This is a genomic window from Pseudoalteromonas sp. NZS71, from assembly GCF_015864715.1.
GTDB lineage: Bacteria > Pseudomonadota > Gammaproteobacteria > Enterobacterales > Alteromonadaceae > Pseudoalteromonas > Pseudoalteromonas arctica.
The window spans coordinates 57,985-77,353 of sequence record NZ_JADYWS010000005.1; the positions used below are offsets into that span (position 1 = coordinate 57,985).

The following is a 19,369-nucleotide window of genomic DNA, read 5'->3' on the forward strand; positions in this document are numbered from 1 at the left end:
TTTATACGTTTTATAGAAGTATTTATCTTTATTCTATGAGCTACTTCTTTATCAGCATCTCTATTATTCAACAACCTATAGACACTCATAAAGAACCAGCACATATTGATACAATATATTCACTTTATTAAATGAATATTACATACAATTTAGTTTGTTAATTATATTCTTCAAGTAAATGCGATGGATGAGAGCTAAAAAAGAGGATAATTCGAAAAATTAATAAAAAAGGATTGTTTATATGGAGGGTTAGTTGAATGTACTTTAGCTAAGCAAACGTTTATAAAACTTGTTTACTCAACTAAAGTAAATGCTTAGTTGCGTGTAACTGGGTCAGTTATTAGTAAGGGACTCTTACAACCCCTTCCATTAATACCCGTGCACTTCGGCTCATACTCGCTTTGGTAACTAGCCAATTACCTGCACTACTTTTAGCCTCTGCACCTACTTTTAGCGTGCCCGACGGATGACCAAAGTTGACTTCACTCAATGCGCCGCCACCAGCGGCTATATTTACGAGTGTGCCTTCAATTGCTGCGGCCGTGCCAATAGCAACCGCAGCTGTACCCATCATGGCATGGTGCAGTTTACCCATCGACATAGCGCGTACTAACAAGTTGATATTTGCAGCTTCAATAATTTTACCGCTAGATGCTTTGTAATCTAAAGGTGATGCAACAAACGCAACTTTAGGCGTATGTTGCCGAGCTTGCGCTTCACTAATATTAGTGATTAAGCCCATTTTAACAGCGCCGTAAGCACGAATGGTTTCAAGCTTTTCAAGCGCTGCAACATCGTTATTTATATCGTCTTGCAGCTCTGTGCCGGTATAACCAATATCAGTGGCGTTAATAAATATGGTAGGAATACCTGCATTTATCATCGTGGCTTTTAGAGTACCAACACCCGGTACTTCTAAATCATCAGCTACATTACCAGTTGGAAATAACGCACCATCGCCATCAGCGGGGTCAATAAATTCAAGTTTTACTTCAGCTGCTGCAAATGTAACGCCATCGAGCTCAAAGTCGCCGGTTTCTTGTACTTCGCCATTTGTCATGGGGACATGCACTAATATGCTTTTTTTAATATTAGCCTGCCACACACGCACGATAGCAACACCGTTATTAGGTACTCTGCTTTTATCGACCAAACCATTACTAATGGCAAAAGCACCCACTGCTGACGTTAAGTTGCCGCAGTTACCGCTCCAATCTACAAAAGGTTTATCTATCGCCACTTGACCAAACAAGTAATCAACATCGTGGTCAGTTTGCTCACTTTTACTTAAGATTACGGTTTTACTGGTACTTGATGTAGCACCGCCCATGCCATCCGTTTGCTTAGCATACGGATCGGGGCTGCCAATAACGCGTAGTAATAAATTATCGCGCGCCTCGCCTGCTACTTGAGCAGGCTTTGGCAAGTCAGTTAAATTAAAAAATACACCTTTACTGGTGCCGCCACGCATATAGGTTGCAGGCACTTTAATTTGCGGTTTAAACATAATATTTGCCCTTATGCAGATTGCGTTGCTTCTAAAAAGTCTTGTGCAAAGCGTTGTAACACACCACCAGCCGCGTAAATAGAAAGCTCTTCTTGGGTATCGATACGGCACTTCATAGGCACAGTCAGTACTTCACCCTCTTTACGAGTAATGCTTAGGTTAACGGTGGCACCTGGTTTTAAATCGCCCGCTACATCGTATGTTTCACTGCCATTCAGCTCTAGAGTTTTACGCGTTGTGCCCGCTTTAAACTCAAGCGGTAAAACACCCATACCAATTAGGTTAGTACGGTGAATACGCTCAAAACCTTCAGCTGCTATTACTTCAACGCCTGCAAGCCTTACGCCTTTTGCAGCCCAATCGCGCGACGAACCTTGGCCGTAATCGGCACCGGCTACAATAATAAGCGGTTGTTTACGCTCCATGTAAGCTTCGATTGCTTCCCACATACGAGTATTAGTACCTTGTGGCTCTAAGCGTGCGTACGAGCCTTGCTTAACTTCGCCGTTTTCGTCCAGTACCATTTCATTAAGTAGTTTTGGGTTTGCAAATGTTGCGCGCTGCGCTGTTAAATGATCGCCCCGGTGCGTTGCATACGAGTTGTAGTCTTCCTCTGGGACGTTCATTTTGGTTAGGTATTCGCCAGCAGCACTACTTGCCATAATTGCGTTTGATGGCGATAAATGATCCGTTGTAATGTTATCGCCAAGTACAGCAAGCGCACGCATACCGGTCATTGTGCGCTCACCCGCAAGTGCACCTTCCCAATAAGGAGGGCGACGAATGTACGTACTTTCTGGGCGCCAGTCGTAAAGTGGGTCGTTATTTTCACCGTAATCTACAGTTAAATTAAACATCGGCTCGTATACTTTTCTAAACTGCTCTGGCTTAACGCTTTGCTTAATTACTGCATCAATCTCTTCGTCTGATGGCCATAAATCTTTAAGCGTAATATCGTTGCCTTGTTGATCTTGCCCTAGTATCCCTTTTTCAATATCAAAGCGAATAGTACCTGCAATAGCGTACGCAACAACTAAAGGAGGTGACGCTAAAAATGCTTGCTTAGCGTAAGGATGAATCCGCCCATCAAAGTTACGATTGCCCGAAAGCACCGCTGTAGTGTATAAATCGCGTTCGATCACTTCTTTTTGAATAACAGGGTCAAGGGCACCGCTCATACCATTACAGGTAGTACACGCAAAACCAACAATGCCAAAGCCAAGTTGCTCAAGCTCTGTTAGTAGGTTTGCATCTTCAAGGTATGATTGCACCGCTTTTGAGCCCGGTGCTAATGAAGTTTTAACCCAAGGTTTGCGCATTAAACCCTTAGCATTTGCGTTACGGGCAAGTAGTGCAGCGGCAATTACATTGCGTGGATTACTAGTATTAGTACAGCTAGTAATAGCGGCAATAATACATGCGCCGTCTGGCATTAAGCCTTCTTCATTTTCAACAACGCCCGAAATACCTTCTTTAGCTAAATCGCTTGTCGATACACGGCGGTGTGGATTCGATGGACCCGCTATATTGCGCCCCACGCTTGATAAATCAAACTTAAGCACACGCTCATATTTTGCGGTTTTTAAGCTATCGCTCCAAAGGCCTGTTGTTTTTGCGTAGTTTTCTACAAGGGCAATTTGTTCTTCTTCGCGACCTGTTAAACGCAAGTAATCTATTGTTTTATCATCGATATAAAACATGGCTGCAGTTGCGCCAAATTCAGGCGTCATGTTCGAAATGGTTGCTCTGTCGCCAAGAGTAAGCGCATCGGCACCTTCACCGTAAAACTCTAAATAAGTAGAAACAACACGTTGCTCACGTAAAAATTCAGTAATAGCCAACACAATATCGGTTGCGGTAATACCGGGTTGGCGCTTACCTGTTAGCTCAACACCAACAATATCAGGTAAGCGAATATAAGAAGCACGGCCCAGCATTACGCTTTCAGCTTCAAGCCCACCTACGCCGACAGCAATAACGCCCAGCGCATCAACATGTGGCGTGTGGCTGTCGGTACCAACTAAGGTATCTGGGAATGCAATGCCATCTCGGTTTTGAATAACCGGCGACATTTTTTCAAGGTTAATTTGATGCATAATGCCGTTACCCGGTGGAATAACGTCAATATTTTTAAAGGCAGTTTTTGTCCAGTTTATAAAGTGAAAACGGTCATCATTTCGTCTGTCTTCAATGGCGCGGTTTTTTTCAAATGCGTCAGGATCAAAACCAGCATGCTCTACCGCTAACGAATGATCCACTATTAACTGCGTGGGTACTACCGGATTCACTTTTGCCGGATCGCCGCCTTTGGCTGCAATTGCATCACGCAAACCTGCTAAATCAACAAGTGCTGTTTGCCCTAAAATATCGTGGCACACCACACGCGCCGGATACCACGGAAAATCTAAATCTTGTTTGCGCTCAATTAGCTGATTAAGTGCATCGGTTAACATGGCAGGGTCGCATCGGCGTACTAGGTTTTCGGCAAATACACGTGATGAATAAGGTAGCGTGGCGTATGCACCTGGCTTAATTGCATCTACGGCTTCTTGGGTATCGTAATAGTCGACATTTGAGCCCGGTAGAGGTTTACGGTATTGGGTATTATTAATTATGGTCATGGTAAGGGTTCGCTAATTTGGTGACGGATGTAGTACCAATTTTATGGAGAGTGTAATTGGTATTTTTCAAGAAAGGCTTTAGGTTTGTAGTTGTTTTTATTATATAAAGCATTAAAGCCGTAAAAGGTGAGCCACTGGCTCACCTTAGTTAAAAATAATTAACTTCTTGATTCGATTGGTGTGTAACTACGTGCATCAGGCCCTGTGTAATCGGCACTTGGGCGAATAATACGGTTGTTAGCGCGTTGCTCTTTTACATGTGCAGTCCAACCAGTAACGCGGCTCATTACAAATATTGGCGTAAATAACTTAGTCGGAATATCCATAAAGTGATAAGCAGATGCATGGAAAAAATCGGCATTACAAAACAGTTTTTTCTCGCGCCACATAATCTCTTCACAACGAACAGACACAGGGTAAAGCACCGTATCGCTCACCTCTGCCGCTAGTTTTTCAGACCATTTTTTAATAATTACATTACGTGGATCAGATTCGCGATAAATCGCATGGCCAAAACCCATTATTTTGTCTTTACGTTCAAGCATGCCCATTACTTCTTGCTCAGCATGCTCAGCACTTGTAAAACCTTGAATCATATCCATAGCGGCTTCGTTAGCACCACCATGAAGTGGCCCACGTAGCGTACCAATCGCGCCTGTTACACAAGAGTGAATATCAGAAAGCGTTGATGCACACACACGACCCGCAAATGTAGAGGCATTAAACTCATGCTCTGCGTATAAAATTAGTGATACATTCATCACTTGTGCAAATAAATCACTAGGTGCTTTGTCATGTAACAGTGTTAAAAAATGTGCGCCAACAGAGTCGTCATCAGTTTGTGTTTCAATGCGTACGCCATCGTGTGTAAAGCGGTACCAGTAACAAATAATACTTGGGAACACAGCAACCATACGGTCGATTGCATCATTAGCTTGGCTAAAATCAAGCTCCATTTCAAGGTTACCCAACATTGAGCAACCCGTGCGCATTACATCCATTGGGTGCGCGTCTTTAGGAATATTTTCAAGCACAGTTTTAAGCGCATCCGGTAAGCCGCGTAAACTTTTTAGTTTTGCTTTATATTCTGCCAATTCGCTTGTGGTTGGTAACTCACCACGTGAAAGTAAAAAAGACACTTCTTCAAACTGCGCTTTTTCGGCAAGTTCGCTAATATCGTAACCGCAATACGTTAAACCAGAACCACTTTGTCCAACAGTACACAATGCTGTTTGACCAGCTACTTGTCCGCGTAAACCTGCGCCGCCTAATGCTTTATCTACCATGTTCTTCTCCTATCTTAAATTTGTGTGTGATTTTATTTTTTAATAATTATTATTTGTCAGATTTTGATGAAAAAAGTGTGTCGAGTGTGTTCTCGTACGTGTGGTAATCTAAAAAGTCGTAAAGCTCAGAACGCGTTTGCATATTTTCAATTTGGCTTTGTTGCGAGCCTTCATTTAAAATTGCTGAATACACGTTTAATGCTGCTTTGTTCATGGCTCTAAATGCACTTAGTGGGTAAAGCACCATTTCAACACCTACATCACTTAGCTGCTCTTTTGTGTAAATTGGTGTTTGGCCAAACTCAGTAATGTTTGCCAAAATAGGCACATTTAGCGCATTAGCAAACGCTTGGTAATCGGCAAGGTCGTGCACGGCTTCTGCAAAAATAGCGTCAGCACCGGCTTCAACACAGGCAGCTGCACGGTCTATCGCGGCGTTTAAACCTTCTTTTTGAAATGCATCGGTACGCGCCATAATATAAAAATCGCTATCGGTTTTTGCATCAACCGCCGCTTTAATGCGGTCAACCATTTCACCTTGGCTTACAATTTCTTTATTAGGGCGATGACCACAGCGCTTTTGCGCTACTTGGTCTTCTATATGAAAACCCGCCGCACCGGCTTTAGTCATTTCTTTTACTGTGCGTGCAATATTAAATGCCCCACCCCAACCGGTATCGGCATCAACAAGTAGTGGTAAATCGCTAGCACCTGTAATACGGCGAATATCTTCAAGCACGTTATCAAGGCTTGTCATGCCTAAGTCAGGCATACCAAACGAGGCGTTTGCAACACCGGCACCTGAGAGGTAAATAGCTTGGTGACCCATTTTTTCAGCCATCATCGCTGTGTAGGCGTTAATAGTACCTACTACTTGTAACGGGCGGTTATTGGCAATAGCGTGTTTAAATTTTAATCCTGCTGACATTACTTTCTCCTCACTTTGAACGGTTGCTACGTGGAGTAACTTATAGTTTTAATCTGTAATTGTGACTGTTTAACTGCTCTACTTAACTTTTAGCCGTTAATAAATCAAATTTGGTTTGAATATTTGCTTGCGATGCGCTTATGTGGCGCTTCATAAGCATTTCAGCCAGTTCGCCGTCGTGGTTTTCAATGGCGTTAATAATCGCTAAATGCTCATCAAACGCTTTTGATACACGCGGCCCCACCATGCCCATTTGTACACGGTACATGCGTATTAGTTGATAGAGCTCATTACACAGTAAATGAATTAAATGCGCGTTTTTACTGCCTTGAATAATACGGTAATGAAAATCTAAATCGCCGGCTTCTTGATAATAAGATTCGCCCTCTTTAACACGTTGTGTTTGTAGGTGCTGATTAAGTAATTGCTTTAAGCCTTTTACTTCCTCGGGTTCCATATTGTCGGCAGCAAGCCTACATGCCAAGCCTTCAAGCGAACTACGAACTTGGTAAACTTCAATCAAGCGTTCAGCGGTAAGGGCAACTACTCGGCAACCTACGTTAGCTTTACGCTCAACAAGGTAGCAACTTTCTAGGCGATTTAACGCCTCTCTAAGCGTTGCACGGCTTACACCATAACGTTTGGCAAGCTCAGGCTCTGATATTTTACTGCCTTGAACTATGCTGCCTTCAACAATCTCACGGCGCATATCTACAAATACTTGATCTGATGCGGTAGTTATAGGCGCTTCGTTTAAAAATATGTGTGTCATAAGTTATTTTTTAGATTGTCGACAATTAATGTGGTTACTATGGGCTTATTAAAAAATCATGTCAACCCTTAAACCTATCAAAATGGCTAAAAAACACACCTATTGTCGACACTATTAACCTAAAGTCGCATAAAAATGGTTTTACAATGGGCTAAAACAGTGAAGTGTCGACAGCGTAATAAATCAGATGTTACGCTTTTTAGCGCTGAAAACATCTCGCATAAATGCTATTATCGCGCTTTATTTTTATAGTATGAGCTAACGCGTGAACGCCAACACTTTTATTCCTGAGCACTTTATTGACGACGTAAAAACCTATTTACCAGCGCATCTAAACTTAGATGACTTTTTAAATGCGTGTCGCAGGCCCCTCAGAAAATCTATCCGCGTTAATACATTAAAAATTAGCATTGAAAAATTTGTAGAACGTGCAACTGAAAAAAATTGGCTGCTAACCCCCATACCTTGGTGCAGTGAAGGTTTTTGGTTAGAACGTCCCGAAGATGAAGAGCAAAACCTAGCCCTTGGTAATACCGACTTACATCTAAGCGGGGCTATGTACGTACAAGAGGCAAGTTCAATGCTGCCCCCTATCGCATTAAAGCAAAGTATTGAACTCGCAGACTCTCAAAATAACACCATACTTGATATGGCATCAGCACCGGGCTCTAAAACATCGCAGCTAGCAGCTCTTATGGATAACCAAGGCGTGCTTGTTGCAAATGAGCTTTCGTCATCTCGTTTAAAGGTACTCAGCGCTACATTAAAACGCATGGGGGTTGGTAACTGTGCGCTCTCGCACTTTGATGGCGTTATATTTGGCAACTACATGTTTGAATGCTTTGATAGCATATTATTAGACGCGCCATGCTCTGGCGAAGGCACGGTACGTAAAGACGCCGACGCACTAAAAAATTGGTCCATAGAATCAAACATACAAATAGCCCAAGTACAAAAAGACTTAATTAAAAGTGCATTTTACGCATTAAAGCCAGGTGGCACCTTAGTGTATTCAACCTGCACACTTACCCCACTCGAAAACCAGCAAGTGTGCGATTATTTACTCAGTGAATTTGGCAACTATATAGCGCCTGAGTCACTCAGTGATTTATTTGAAGGTGCAAGCAAAGCCACCACAAGTGAAGGCTATTTACATGTATGGCCGCAAACCTTCGATAGCGAAGGCTTTTTTATCGCTAAATTTAAAAAGCACGCAAGCTGTAATAACCCAAATCAAACTGTTAAAAAAGGCGCGTTTCCGTTCAACGAGTTTGATAAAAAACAAAGCGTTGCGTTTATGCAATCGCTTAAAAAGCACTTTGGGTTAACTAACCTACCTGGCAACTTAATGCAGCGCGATAAAGAACTTTGGTTATTTCCACAAGGATTTGAAGCTGTGCAAAATAAAATTAAGTACGCACGCTTAGGTATTCAAATTGGCATTATTCATAAAAACGGCGTAAGGCTAACGCACGAATTTGCAACCGTATTTGGCAATGAGTGTAAAACCAATGTATTTGCTTTAAATAACGAGCAAGCGAATGATTATTTTCAAGGTAAAGATATACGCTTAACTGAGGCAACTCAAACAATAGGGGAAGTAGTATTAACGCTGTGTGGTTGCCCTATCGGGCTGGGTAAATGGCAAAAAAATAAGATCAAAAACTCACTACCACGCGATCTAGTGCAAAATACGCAGTTAATAAGCTGGGGTTAAACTAAAGTACAAATTACACATAATTAATCTAATCCTTTGTTATCAAATGTAACCAGGTAGTAAAATTAGTTATGCTTTATTGAGTACCTTTACTATAGTTTTAAGTACTTTCTTCTTCTCCCTAACGAACCAGAAAGTTTTTAGTTAACGCTAGACTCAATTTAGAGTCATTTTATTGCCCAGAGGTTTTTTATAAACCTCTGGGCAATTTTTTGCGCAGTATAATAACAATTTAGCTTTACCAAAAAACAAGTATTCATAAAGAAGTTATGAGACGCTGCGCTTTTAGAGAAGTGATAAATCAGTTAATTGAATAGATCACTTGGTCTCTGCTCATTTACTCCTCATTCACTTCTCTTTGTGCAATTGGTTTTTCAGATTTAACTTTAACGTGAACCCGCTTCACGATTATAAGTAAGCACAATTCTCTTGTAGAGATACAAGACGTCCTGCTTGCAGGCGTTTAAAAACAACGAGTTTACCGAAAAATATTCACAAAGAGGTTATGAGTCGCTGCGCTTTTAGAGAAGTGATAAATCAATTCGTGAATAGCTTACTTGGTGTCTACTCATTACTCCTCATTCTCTTCTCTTTGAGCAATTGGTTTTTTACATTTTACTTTAACGTAAACAAACTCAGCGCATTCAAAGCCAACCTAGTTACAAAGTTTTTTAAACATCCACCTTGCTCTAACGGCTTCAAAGTGGGGGCCAAATTTAAGCGATAGACATAAAATAGGCAAAGCATCAACTTGCTTAGCCACATCAAAAACTTGATAAAATTTATAACCATATTTAACGGCTAAATTAAGCTCGGCCACATACAATGCTTTATATTTTGGAGAGAGTTGCTGCCAGTTCATTAACGCTATTTGAATAATACCAAGCTGCACATCAAACTTGTACGGCCCAAATTTTTTAGCCTGCTGAATATACTCATATACTCGTTCTGTAGGCCCTTCTTGATAACTAACTACTTGTGCCAGTGCAATCCACGTTTCTGACCATGTTTGCCTTAACTCTAATGACTTTAATAGATCTTTTTCTGCTTGTTGATAAACCAAAAGATTATTCTTATTTTGCTCGCTAGTTACAGCTAGATTGAGCATTTTTATATAAGCACTTAACTGCCAGTAATGAGATTGAGTTGGTTCTAATTCTACAGCAAGGATAATAGCGTCATTAGCAAGTTTGAGCTCTACAGCAGTAATTGAACCTTCGGGCTGCTTCAAAATATTGAGTGCATTAAAATACCATGTATTTGCACGCATACTTTGTAAGCTTTGATAACCTATAGCTAATGTAATAACTGCAAGTATAGCAATTTGTGTGAGGCGGTTTGTATTTAAATTACTCATTAAACAACGACTCTGTTAAACGCTTAGGATTAGTAAAAAATAAATCATGTGCATCATTTTGACCAATTAGCTCGCTCACTATTTGCTTAGCTTTACTTAAAATAGGAGGCCTACGCTTAACTGAATGAGCATCAGATGCAACATAAGTTACTAAACCCTTTTTTAGCATATCTATACTAATATTTTTTGCAGTTTCGCCCCATGCACCTTCAATGCTTGAAGCCGTTAATTGAAACTCACATCCTAATTGCTTTAAACGCTCAATATAAAAAGGATTTGCTTGAATATCGCGATTACGCTCAGGGTGAGGAATAATCACCTTTATATTTTGTTTAGCTAGCCAATTTATAAACTTATCGTAACCTTGCGGTACATGCGAGTGCGGGAGTTCTAATAATAAATAATTTACTGAATTAAGTGTACCAATAAACGGGAGTTTATTACTAAGCACTAAACTCATTAGCTCTACATCAAGCCTAACTTCAGCGGCCACAGCTAGTTTAATACCAATATTATTTACTAATGCCTGTGCTTTTAAATTAGCAAGTTCGCTATACAATTGCGAGGCCGAGTTATTAAATCGCCCAATATGTATATGTGGCGTGGCAACCATATGGGTTATTCCATCATTTTGTGCAATATTCAATAGCGCTAAAGAATCGCTTAAATCTTTAGCGCCATCATCTATTCCTGGCAAAATATGAGAATGAATATCAATCATAGATTTGCATTTAACTATGCATTAGGTTGTTCAGGTTTTTGCGAGTAATCATAATAGTCGTAATAACCATGGCTATGCTCGTCTTTACTTTTACTCATATCTACTTGGTTAAGCACAATACCTGCAACATGAGCTTTAGATTCAAACAGACGTTCAATACCCGCTTTAATCGGTTTAATTCGCGTAATATCCGACTTAACAACATAAATTACCGAGTCTACACTCTGTGCAATAACTAAGGCGTCACTCACAGCCTGTGTTGGTGGTGTATCTATAATTATATGGTCATACTTAGTTTTTAATATATCGAGTACTTCACTAAAGCGCGTGTTAGATAAAAGCTCTAATGGATTACCTGGGATCTGCCCGCTTGGCATAATAGCAACACCCGACTGCCCATCTAAATGAACACACTCACTTAACTGCTCAGTACCTACAATTAAATTACTTAACCCCGGATGAAATACCGGTATATCAAATCGCTTTGCTATACTTGGTTTGCGCAAATCGGCGTCAATTAGCAATACTTTACCCATTTGAGCAAGCGACATAGCTAAATTAGCTGAGGTTGTGGTTTTACCCTCACCCGGAGCACTTGATGTTACGGCTATTACTTTATGATCGCGCTCTAACTGAGTTAATAGCAAACTAGTTCTGAACGTTCGTACCGACTCTGCAAAACGCCTATAGTTATCATCCAGATAAGCATGTATCGGAAACACGCTATTTTTTGGTGTTTGTACATGCGGTAAAAGCCCAAGCATACGCTGCGCTAACTTACTTTCAACATCACTTTTAGTTTTAACGGTATCGTTAAGCGCGTCAAATATAAAGCTCATGACTACTGCAAAACCAAAACTTGCCACAAAAGCTAAAATAACAATTAATTTTTTATTTGGTTTCGCTGGATCATTTGGTGCATAAGCTCTATCAGTAAAACGTGCAGCAGCAGAGCTAAAATCACTCGTTACTTCTGTTTCTTTTGAGCGAGATAAAAACGTGTTAAATATACTGCGATTTGTTTCTACTTCACGTTTTAATTGGTTGTATTGAGTTTCTTTGCGGGTAATATCTTGATATTCGGCACGAATTTTAACTAAATCACGTTCAAGCGCGCTAACGGTACGTGTTATCCGGTTTAGCTCTTTTTCAATACCCGTAATAAGGCCTTTAATTTGTTTATTTAAATTGTTTTTTACCGTTGCAAGCTCAGCTTTAGCTGAGATAATTTTAGGATGTTTAGGCCCATACACTTCGCCTAAGTCACTTAATTTACGCTCTACTAATATAACTTCGCGCTTTACGTCCTGTATTACTTTGTGGGATGTAATTTCAGGCATACTGCCTAAAAGCTCTAAGTTATTATTACCATACTCTCTTATTACACGGTTAATGCTTTCAAGGTTGTTTTTTTCGTTGCGCGCTACAATTAACTGTTGTGATATTTGCTCAAGCTCTTGTGTGGCGAGCCCAGCTATACCTTCAATATCAACTAGTTTTTGCTTCTCTCTGTAGTTTTGTAAGCGCACTTCTGAGTCATCGAGTTGAATTCGTAATTGCGATAAACGCGTATTTAACCAGTTAGAGGCTTGTTGAGTAATCCCCATTTTTGCACGCATTTGGCTATCTATATAAACTTCACCAACGGTATTCGCTACAAGCGCTGCTAGTTTAGGATCGCTCGATTCAAAGCTAACTCTAACGAGTTGAGTTTTAATAATAGGCGAGACTGAAAGACGTGACTTAAACACAGCTAATAAACCAAGCATTTCTCGTTCTGCTTGTTCTTGTGCATCATATACCGTTTCTTCCTTTTTATTTAAAAAAGGGAGTTGCTCTTTTATCGCTGTTTTAAGTTCACCCAACGCAGACGGCTTAGCTATAAAGTCTGTATGCGCTTTTAAATTAAGCTTAGTGATTACTTCGCGGGCAATACTGTCCGATTTAATCACCTCAAACTGCGTCAGATAATATTCTTTTTTTGTCGAATCAAGACCGTATATCTCTTCAAAGCTTACTGCCTTAGTTTGCTCAGCTTCTATAAGTAAAGTAGCAGTTGCAATGTATTTTGGCACTAAGGTCAAAGCCACCATAATAGTTAACAAAGTAACTACAGTAGCAAACCCTAAAATACGCCATTTAGCGAGTTTAATTACATTAAGGTAAGATCCTAAATCAATAATTTCTTCATTATTACTTAGGTTTTCATTTGTTTGGTTCATTAATTACTGCCCTGTAAACTGCTTAAAACAACCGTTGTTCAATTTTTATGGTATCGCCCGCTGCAATTTGGCTATTTAAACTACCTTTTTGTTGCTGCTGTTTAGTTTGCTCTTTAAATATGTATATTTTATCAATAGAGGCGCGCTCAGTTAAACCACCGGCAAGCGCAATCGCTTGATTAACTGTCATTGCGGGTTGATAAGGATAAGCGCCAGGCTCTTTAACTTCACCATGAATATAAAAAGGTCGGTATTCAATTACCTGCACATATATATTTGGATTTACTAAATAATCAGGTTTTAAACCTTGCGTTATAACTTGTTCAACTTCAGAAGTGTTAAGACCAGCTAATTTAACTTTACCTAAAAAAGGATAATTAACTTCCCCACTATTACCCAAAAGTGCAGTAACCTCTAAATCGGGTTGGCCAAATACTTTTATTTCTACCTTATCACCAGCACCAATTACATAACTTTGCGCTGTTTGCGCAAAGCTAACACTACTAAATATTAGAAGTGTTAAACTAAAAATAAACTTCATTAGTTAGCCTTTAAAGCAAACGTAAAATTAACACCTACAACTACTCGATCGAACTCAATTGCATTTTGTGTAGAATTTTTATCAATAAAATCGACATAAGTAGAAACCATACCAAACTTGCTCGCAATATAATTTAAACCTAAGCGTGCACTTTTAGTTTTATCTTTTCGGCCAATATCACCTGTGTATTGCTCGTCAATATAAGTAACTCCTACAAGCGAGCTTAAATAATCGCTCCAGCTATGTGTCCAATTAATACCGTAAAAACTTTCTTTAATATAATCGCCTTGTACTAGCGGATCTTTAGCTGAGCGACTTGTTGTTAATTGCACTGTAGAATAACTAAGTGGCTGCCAGTTAACCCCAGCTTCCCAACTTAAACCGCTAAAACTCTCACGTTCATTGGCACTAAAATCTTTATTTTGATAACCCAATTTAAATGAACCTGAAGTAAGTGCTGTTGCTTCCCACTCCATACCAAGCAGCACCTTTACGTCGTCTGAGTCACGTGATATGCCGCTACTTGCTAAAAAATCGTAACGGTAATTTTCTTGCTTAACTTCTAAAAATGTACGTGTAGCAGCTTGAGTATTGTAATAACCGGTAATACCAACCAACGATTTATCGTAATCACGAAACTGTGACACGGCTCTAAAATTTTGATATTTTTTACTATAAAAACCCGCGTTTAAAGCAACTTGTGCTTTTGAGCTTTGCGCACCATATTCATAGCGTGCTGTAATATTTTGCTGCTGGTATTTTACAAGCTCATTTACTGCATCCCCAAGGCCCTCAGTTAAACCACTGCCACGCGGCTCATAAAGCCAGTCGGCTTTACCATTAACATCTAGGCGATGCTGGCTGGTAAACTCTTTATGTACACCAACACCAATATTTACTTGGGTAAAATTATCAACGCTCTCCTTATTATGCAAAGAGCTACTTGTGCTTAAATCAAGGTTGTAACTATCGGGGCCGTCTTCAATAGCTGCCTTTATATTAGGGGTAATGGTCCAAATTGTACGCGACTCTTCATCCGTTGGAGTGCTAAAAAAGTTATTATTACTGCTTATACCCGTTTGTAACGTTGGCGTGATTTCGGCGCCATCTTTAGTTATAAAACTACCTGGTTTTAAATTAGCAGCCGCAGGTGCTGCGACCCCTACACTTAACAAAGCAAATATAGGTGCAAGTGTTTTAGTATGCATTCGCATTCTTAAATCCTTTAAAAATTGTCATAAAAATAATTTTTATATCAAACCATAACGACCAGTGCTTAATATAATGTAAGTCAAATTCAACACGTTTTTCCATTTTGTTCAGCGTATCAGTTTCGCCGCGCCATCCGTTAATTTGAGCCCAGCCTGTTATACCTGGCTTTGCTTTATGTCTAAACATATAAAACTCTACTTTTTTACGGTATTCCTCATTATGGGCAACCGCATGAGGCCTTGGCCCAACTATCGACATATCGCCTTTTAAAACATTTATAAATTGCGGTAACTCGTCAAGGCTTGTGCGGCGTAAAAAGCCACCTAAAGGTGTAATACGCACATCATTTTTTGTGGCTTGCGTTACCACTGCACTGTTTTCTGTAACACTCATTGAACGAAACTTCCATACTTTAATTTTACGTCCATCAAGCCCGTACCGGTCTTGCTTAAAAATCACAGGGCCTTTTGAGGTGAATTTAACAGCAAACGCAATTGCAACAAGTACTGGAGAAATCAGCATTAAAATAATAGAGGCAACAATTATATCTTCAGTACGCTTTATAAATTCACGAGCACCTATAAACGGTGATTCAAACACACTTAATGTGTCAACATCCCCCACATGCTCAATACGAGCATGTATTAAGTTAGATATTAAAAAGTCAGGAATTATATGCACATCAACCGTTGTATCACCTAACTGTAATAAAATATCGGCAATGCGTTTATCAGCCTTCATTGGCAATGCAATATACAACACACCTATTTCACCATTACGCGCTGCATTAACAGCATCTTGAATACGTCCTGCAACATCGTGTTTTGTTGAGTTTTCAAAAAGTCGCTCTGGTTGCCTGTCATCATAAAAACCTAAAAACTTAAAGCCAAGTTCGTCATTTTTAGTAATCTCGTTATATAAATGTACTGCTGACTCGGTAGCCCCAACAATGGCAACATTGCGTAAATTTAACCCTAGTTTACGTCTACTTCTTTTAAATAAGTATGCAGCAAGGCGCCAAGCATATAAAAAAGTTACGCTTAACAAAAACCACAAACCCAGACCAATACGCGAAAGCGACTCAGTAAACTTAAATGCAAACGATATAACTAATAAAACAGAAAATGCAGCAAATAAGGAGCCCCAAGCACAAAGCACCATAGTTCTAAATTTACCAGCACGCCAAGAGCGATAAGCGGAGAATATTTCAGCACAGTATAAAAAGCTTAAAGCAACGGTTAAAACCGAAACCATATAAATAGGAGTGAGCTCAAAGCTATAGAACAAAGCCGAACACTGAAAGGCTAAAAACAATGCAAAAATATCGAATAATCGATAAAAATTCGCATCAGACGAGCCATTAGGCTTAAACGTCCTTGAAGATGTCATACTATGTATCCCTATAGATATCTTAAAAGTGAAATAAGCTCCACAAAACTGTGCGGCAAATGTTACAGTATCATACTAAAGTATTCAACATTAAGGATGACTTTATATATAGTAATATTATGTAAAATGTCTTTAAGTAGCGAGGAACTTACACAAAACAAAACAAATATAAACTTACATAAACATTTATAAACCACCTCCAAACAGAAGCATCTTATTTTTATTTAAACAAATCTTTAAACCAAGTCCATACCCCAAAAGAGTAATTACTAAATATATCAATACCTAAAGCCGACTTAACTAAATAAATAATAAGCAGCAAAATTGTAATAACAAAAAAACTAAACATAGATATAGTGATTGCCTGCGATATAGCTGCTATTTTTTGCTCTTTTTTACTAAGTTCTCTTCTGTTACGACCAGCCAGTAAAACAAAATAGTATCTGTATTTAAAAAACTTAATTACACCTCTGTAATCCACAGCATGCTTACCCCACTGCCTTGCACCTATAGCCACTTTTAGATGAACTAGCTGTTCTTCGGTAAAACTATCCTGCACATTACTAGGCATACGATTTAGTAAACTGCGTATAGCTGGATCTGCTTTTAATTTCGACAAACGTAAATCCTACTTATTTTTGAAATACAAAATGTTAATAATATAAACAATAAAAAAGCCAATTAAAAACTTAATTGGCTTTTTAAATAAAAAGTAAATATTTACTTAATTGTACTTGAGCGATATGTATTATTATTTAACCAACTAGGTTTTTCGACTTTAGGAATTTGACCATCTTGAGATATATTAGTTTGATGGTAAGAATGCTGATTCCATATTCTAGTCGCATTTTTCCATGGTTTACTACTATCAGCAGCGCCATATACAGTTACACCGTTGTTAATTGACCAGCGAGAATCATAGTTATTAGAAACAACAACTAACTCAGCGTTATTATCGCCTTCTAAATCTACTACTATTGGATATTCCCAAAGTGATGCCGTTGAATTCTCAACGGTTGATAAAACTTCACCATTAACACCATTAAGCACCCTAACAGTAAGATGATCTTGAACTATTACTTCATCAATACCATCGCCATTAAAGTCATAAGCGCTTACGCCTATTTTACCACTCCACTCGTCATCGTTAACCACAGACCACACTAACTGCCCATCTTTATCGTACATAGTAACAGCTGTGTAACCCGCGCTTACAATGCCCATACGAGTTGAACCTAAAAAGTTTGATATGGCTTGTGCACCACCACCTGAGTTAGCCTCAGTATTAACTTCCCATTTAACGTTGCCATTATGTTCAAGTACTACTACTCGACTTTTTTCTTGTGATAAAGTACCAGAAGGAATTGACAATATAATCTCAGGCTCTTTATCATCATCGATATCGGCAACAGATGAGAACCATACGTCATTTTCACCCTTATATGACCAAAGAACAGCGCCATTTTCATCTAGTAACTCACCATTGGTAAATACTTCCTGGATACCATCATTGTTTGAATCAAAAATAGTAGATGTTGGTGATCTATTAAAATTAAATAACGAGCCTGTATCATAATTATAAACAGCATCTCCAAGCGTAAACTCTAAAGAACCATCGTTATTTATGTCTGCAATAGTTATATCACTAGTGGTTCTCCAGCCAGAATTGACTTTTTCTATTTGTTTTTTTGTTATTCCAGTATTATCAATCACAGATACAAAATCTTCAAACCTACTCGTAGCAATAATTTCAACTATACCATCATTGTCGAAGTCAGCCGCACCAACCGAGAATGCCGCATCAGCCATAATCGCACCTTGAGAGTAATACCATAACTCAGTGCCATTAATACCGCTTAACGCTCTTACAACTCCGTTTGAGTGTTCTCCATTTTTAAAGGTAACAACGATCACATCAGCCACATCACTATTATTGATAACACCGTCATTGTTATCATCATTTAGCTGAACAATAACTGGAGTGCTCATTACTTGATTGTATTGCGGCATAAAGTCGCTAGAATTCCATTGCCATTTTGGTTCCATTGCAAATGGAGCAATTGGTTCAGCAACAGATGGTAGGTTCCCTTTGAACTCGCCCCCTAACAACGCCATCGAACCACGAAAACTCTGGCCAATTACAGGCATTTTTGCGATACCAAAAGAGGCTTTAATATCAGCATAAGGAGCTAAAATCACCCCTTCCCAGCGGCTACCTTTAATATTAAGATTTTGAGCATCAACAAAATTGAATACAGTTTTAGAAGCATGCTTTCTTAACCTAGCAAAGCTTTTACTTCTTACATTTACATTTTGATCGCCTGTTATATTAAAAATAACAGTAGCGCCTTTAGGTATACCACGAACCTTAAAAGTATGAGCTTTAGCAAATCGTTCAGCATCTACATTAAATACTTGAGTTTCAGATGTACTATCACCTTTTAGGTAAAGCCCACCCCACTTCCATTTAGCTGTACCTGTTTCGTCAAGCTGATTGAGTTCTGAGCTTAAATTTTTATAATATTCTTCTTGTTCATCAAAGCTAAACGGGAATGCAGACTCATCTTGGTGGCTTTTAATGCTCGAGCCTTGCTCCATGCCCCAGCGCACACTCCAATGGGTGTCAATACCACCACCGGCAAACATGCTACCAACAAACTGGCGACCGCGCTCAAATTCAATGCCTGTTTCGCTGATTAAGTAATATTCATTAGGGCTCGATGGGCGGTTATAGCCAACACTGTACACACCTTTTAAATTAATATCGCCAGCAGCAATAGCGCCATCAGCACGGCCTACGTGAGACTTAAACTCGTCAAATACTAATGCAGAAAAGTTATTTGCAACACCTAAGTCTGCTGCTAATGTTTGCGAGCTAGCTAAAGTAAGTGCAATAATTGCGCTTAATTTCTTATATTTATTTAATGATTTAATCATTTCTTCCCTCGAAAATAAAAAGTGCATTATCATGCATCAAATTTAAAGTAACCTTTATTAATGATTACTGTTCCTAAAACTAATTCAGGGGATTATATATACAAACAAGATTAAAACAAACAAAATGCTACAAAAGGATTACTTCCCCACTCAAGCAAC

General features: G+C 39.2%; 14 protein-coding genes. 1 reads left to right on the forward strand and 13 read right to left on the reverse strand.

The window, feature by feature from the left end; translation table 11 throughout:
- Positions 1-340 precede the first annotated feature (340 nt).
- From prpF to I6E85_RS04665, 5 genes are all read right to left on the reverse strand, one after another.
- On the reverse strand, positions 341-1,507 hold the full coding sequence (gene prpF / locus I6E85_RS04645) for a 2-methylaconitate cis-trans isomerase PrpF (RefSeq protein WP_197236636.1): 1,167 nt from the start codon (positions 1,505-1,507) through the stop codon (positions 341-343).
- Between the two features lie 11 nt (positions 1,508-1,518).
- Complete coding sequence (gene acnD, locus I6E85_RS04650) at positions 1,519-4,128, reverse strand: Fe/S-dependent 2-methylisocitrate dehydratase AcnD (protein ID WP_197236637.1); 2,610 nt, start codon at positions 4,126-4,128, stop codon at positions 1,519-1,521.
- A 158-nt stretch (positions 4,129-4,286) separates the two neighbouring features.
- Positions 4,287-5,414 carry a 2-methylcitrate synthase gene (prpC, locus tag I6E85_RS04655; RefSeq protein ID WP_197236638.1) on the reverse strand — a complete coding sequence of 376 codons (1,128 nt, stop codon included), beginning with the start codon at positions 5,412-5,414 and terminating at the stop codon, positions 4,287-4,289.
- 49 nt (positions 5,415-5,463) lie between these two features.
- A complete protein-coding gene (prpB, locus tag I6E85_RS04660) occupies positions 5,464-6,342 on the reverse strand; it encodes a methylisocitrate lyase (RefSeq protein ID WP_197236639.1) in 879 nt (292 codons plus the stop codon).
- Positions 6,343-6,424: 82 nt separating this feature from the next.
- On the reverse strand, positions 6,425-7,114 hold the full coding sequence (locus I6E85_RS04665) for a GntR family transcriptional regulator (RefSeq protein ID WP_197236640.1): 690 nt from the start codon (positions 7,112-7,114) through the stop codon (positions 6,425-6,427).
- A 265-nt stretch (positions 7,115-7,379) separates the two neighbouring features.
- Between I6E85_RS04665 and rsmF the strand changes: the two genes are divergently transcribed.
- The gene (gene rsmF, locus I6E85_RS04670) at positions 7,380-8,831 is read left to right on the forward strand and encodes a 16S rRNA (cytosine(1407)-C(5))-methyltransferase RsmF (RefSeq protein WP_197236641.1); all 1,452 of its coding nucleotides are present in this window, start codon (positions 7,380-7,382) and stop codon (positions 8,829-8,831) included.
- 655 nt (positions 8,832-9,486) lie between these two features.
- On the opposite strand, the gene I6E85_RS04675 is transcribed toward rsmF, so the two are convergent.
- The 8 genes from I6E85_RS04675 to I6E85_RS04710 all read right to left on the reverse strand — a co-directional run bounded on the left by I6E85_RS04675 (position 9,487) and on the right by I6E85_RS04710 (position 19,210).
- Positions 9,487-10,188 (reverse strand): VpsP family polysaccharide biosynthesis protein, encoded by a 702-nt coding sequence (locus tag I6E85_RS04675; protein WP_197236642.1) that lies wholly within the window; start codon positions 10,186-10,188, stop codon positions 9,487-9,489.
- Positions 10,181-10,909 (reverse strand): tyrosine-protein phosphatase, encoded by a 729-nt coding sequence (locus I6E85_RS04680; protein ID WP_197236643.1) that lies wholly within the window; start codon positions 10,907-10,909, stop codon positions 10,181-10,183. Before I6E85_RS04680 ends, I6E85_RS04675 begins: the two co-directional genes overlap by 8 nt.
- Before the next feature lie 14 nt (positions 10,910-10,923).
- Positions 10,924-13,131 (reverse strand): polysaccharide biosynthesis tyrosine autokinase, encoded by a 2,208-nt coding sequence (locus tag I6E85_RS04685; protein ID WP_197236644.1) that lies wholly within the window; start codon positions 13,129-13,131, stop codon positions 10,924-10,926.
- Between the two features lie 22 nt (positions 13,132-13,153).
- The gene (locus I6E85_RS04690; protein WP_010554202.1) at positions 13,154-13,672 is read right to left on the reverse strand and encodes a polysaccharide biosynthesis/export family protein; all 519 of its coding nucleotides are present in this window, start codon (positions 13,670-13,672) and stop codon (positions 13,154-13,156) included.
- Positions 13,672-14,886 (reverse strand): outer membrane beta-barrel protein, encoded by a 1,215-nt coding sequence (locus tag I6E85_RS04695; RefSeq protein WP_197236645.1) that lies wholly within the window; start codon positions 14,884-14,886, stop codon positions 13,672-13,674. The genes I6E85_RS04690 and I6E85_RS04695 overlap by 1 nt, the downstream gene beginning before the upstream one ends.
- Positions 14,870-16,273, reverse strand: a complete 1,404-nt coding sequence (locus tag I6E85_RS04700) for an undecaprenyl-phosphate glucose phosphotransferase (protein ID WP_024590395.1) — start codon at positions 16,271-16,273, stop codon at positions 14,870-14,872. Before I6E85_RS04700 ends, I6E85_RS04695 begins: the two co-directional genes overlap by 17 nt.
- A gap of 220 nt (positions 16,274-16,493) precedes the next feature.
- Positions 16,494-16,892: a 3-phosphoshikimate 1-carboxyvinyltransferase gene (locus tag I6E85_RS04705; RefSeq protein ID WP_197236646.1), complete on the reverse strand. Its 399-nt coding sequence runs from the start codon at positions 16,890-16,892 to the stop codon at positions 16,494-16,496.
- A gap of 101 nt (positions 16,893-16,993) precedes the next feature.
- Entirely contained in the window at positions 16,994-19,210 is a 2,217-nt protein-coding gene (locus I6E85_RS04710) for a choice-of-anchor A family protein (protein WP_197236647.1), read from the reverse strand.
- Positions 19,211-19,369: the final 159 nt, after the last annotated feature.

Bases quoted from the DNA above. Each gene is read 5' to 3' on its own strand.
- acnD (WP_197236637.1), bottom strand. From the start codon at position 4,128: ATGACCATAATTAATAATACCCAATACCGTAAACCTCTACCGGGCTCA.
- I6E85_RS04710 (WP_197236647.1), bottom strand. From the start codon at position 19,210: ATGATTAAATCATTAAATAAATATAAGAAATTAAGCGCAATTATTGCA.
- I6E85_RS04685 (WP_197236644.1), bottom strand. From the start codon at position 13,131: ATGAACCAAACAAATGAAAACCTAAGTAATAATGAAGAAATTATTGAT.
- I6E85_RS04690 (WP_010554202.1), bottom strand. From the start codon at position 13,672: ATGAAGTTTATTTTTAGTTTAACACTTCTAATATTTAGTAGTGTTAGC.
- prpF (WP_197236636.1), bottom strand. From the start codon at position 1,507: ATGTTTAAACCGCAAATTAAAGTGCCTGCAACCTATATGCGTGGCGGC.
- I6E85_RS04665 (WP_197236640.1), bottom strand. From the start codon at position 7,114: ATGACACACATATTTTTAAACGAAGCGCCTATAACTACCGCATCAGAT.
- I6E85_RS04700 (WP_024590395.1), bottom strand. From the start codon at position 16,273: ATGACATCTTCAAGGACGTTTAAGCCTAATGGCTCGTCTGATGCGAAT.
- prpC (WP_197236638.1), bottom strand. From the start codon at position 5,414: ATGGTAGATAAAGCATTAGGCGGCGCAGGTTTACGCGGACAAGTAGCT.
- I6E85_RS04675 (WP_197236642.1), bottom strand. From the start codon at position 10,188: ATGAGTAATTTAAATACAAACCGCCTCACACAAATTGCTATACTTGCA.
- prpB (WP_197236639.1), bottom strand. From the start codon at position 6,342: ATGTCAGCAGGATTAAAATTTAAACACGCTATTGCCAATAACCGCCCG.
- I6E85_RS04680 (WP_197236643.1), bottom strand. From the start codon at position 10,909: ATGATTGATATTCATTCTCATATTTTGCCAGGAATAGATGATGGCGCT.
- I6E85_RS04695 (WP_197236645.1), bottom strand. From the start codon at position 14,886: ATGCGAATGCATACTAAAACACTTGCACCTATATTTGCTTTGTTAAGT.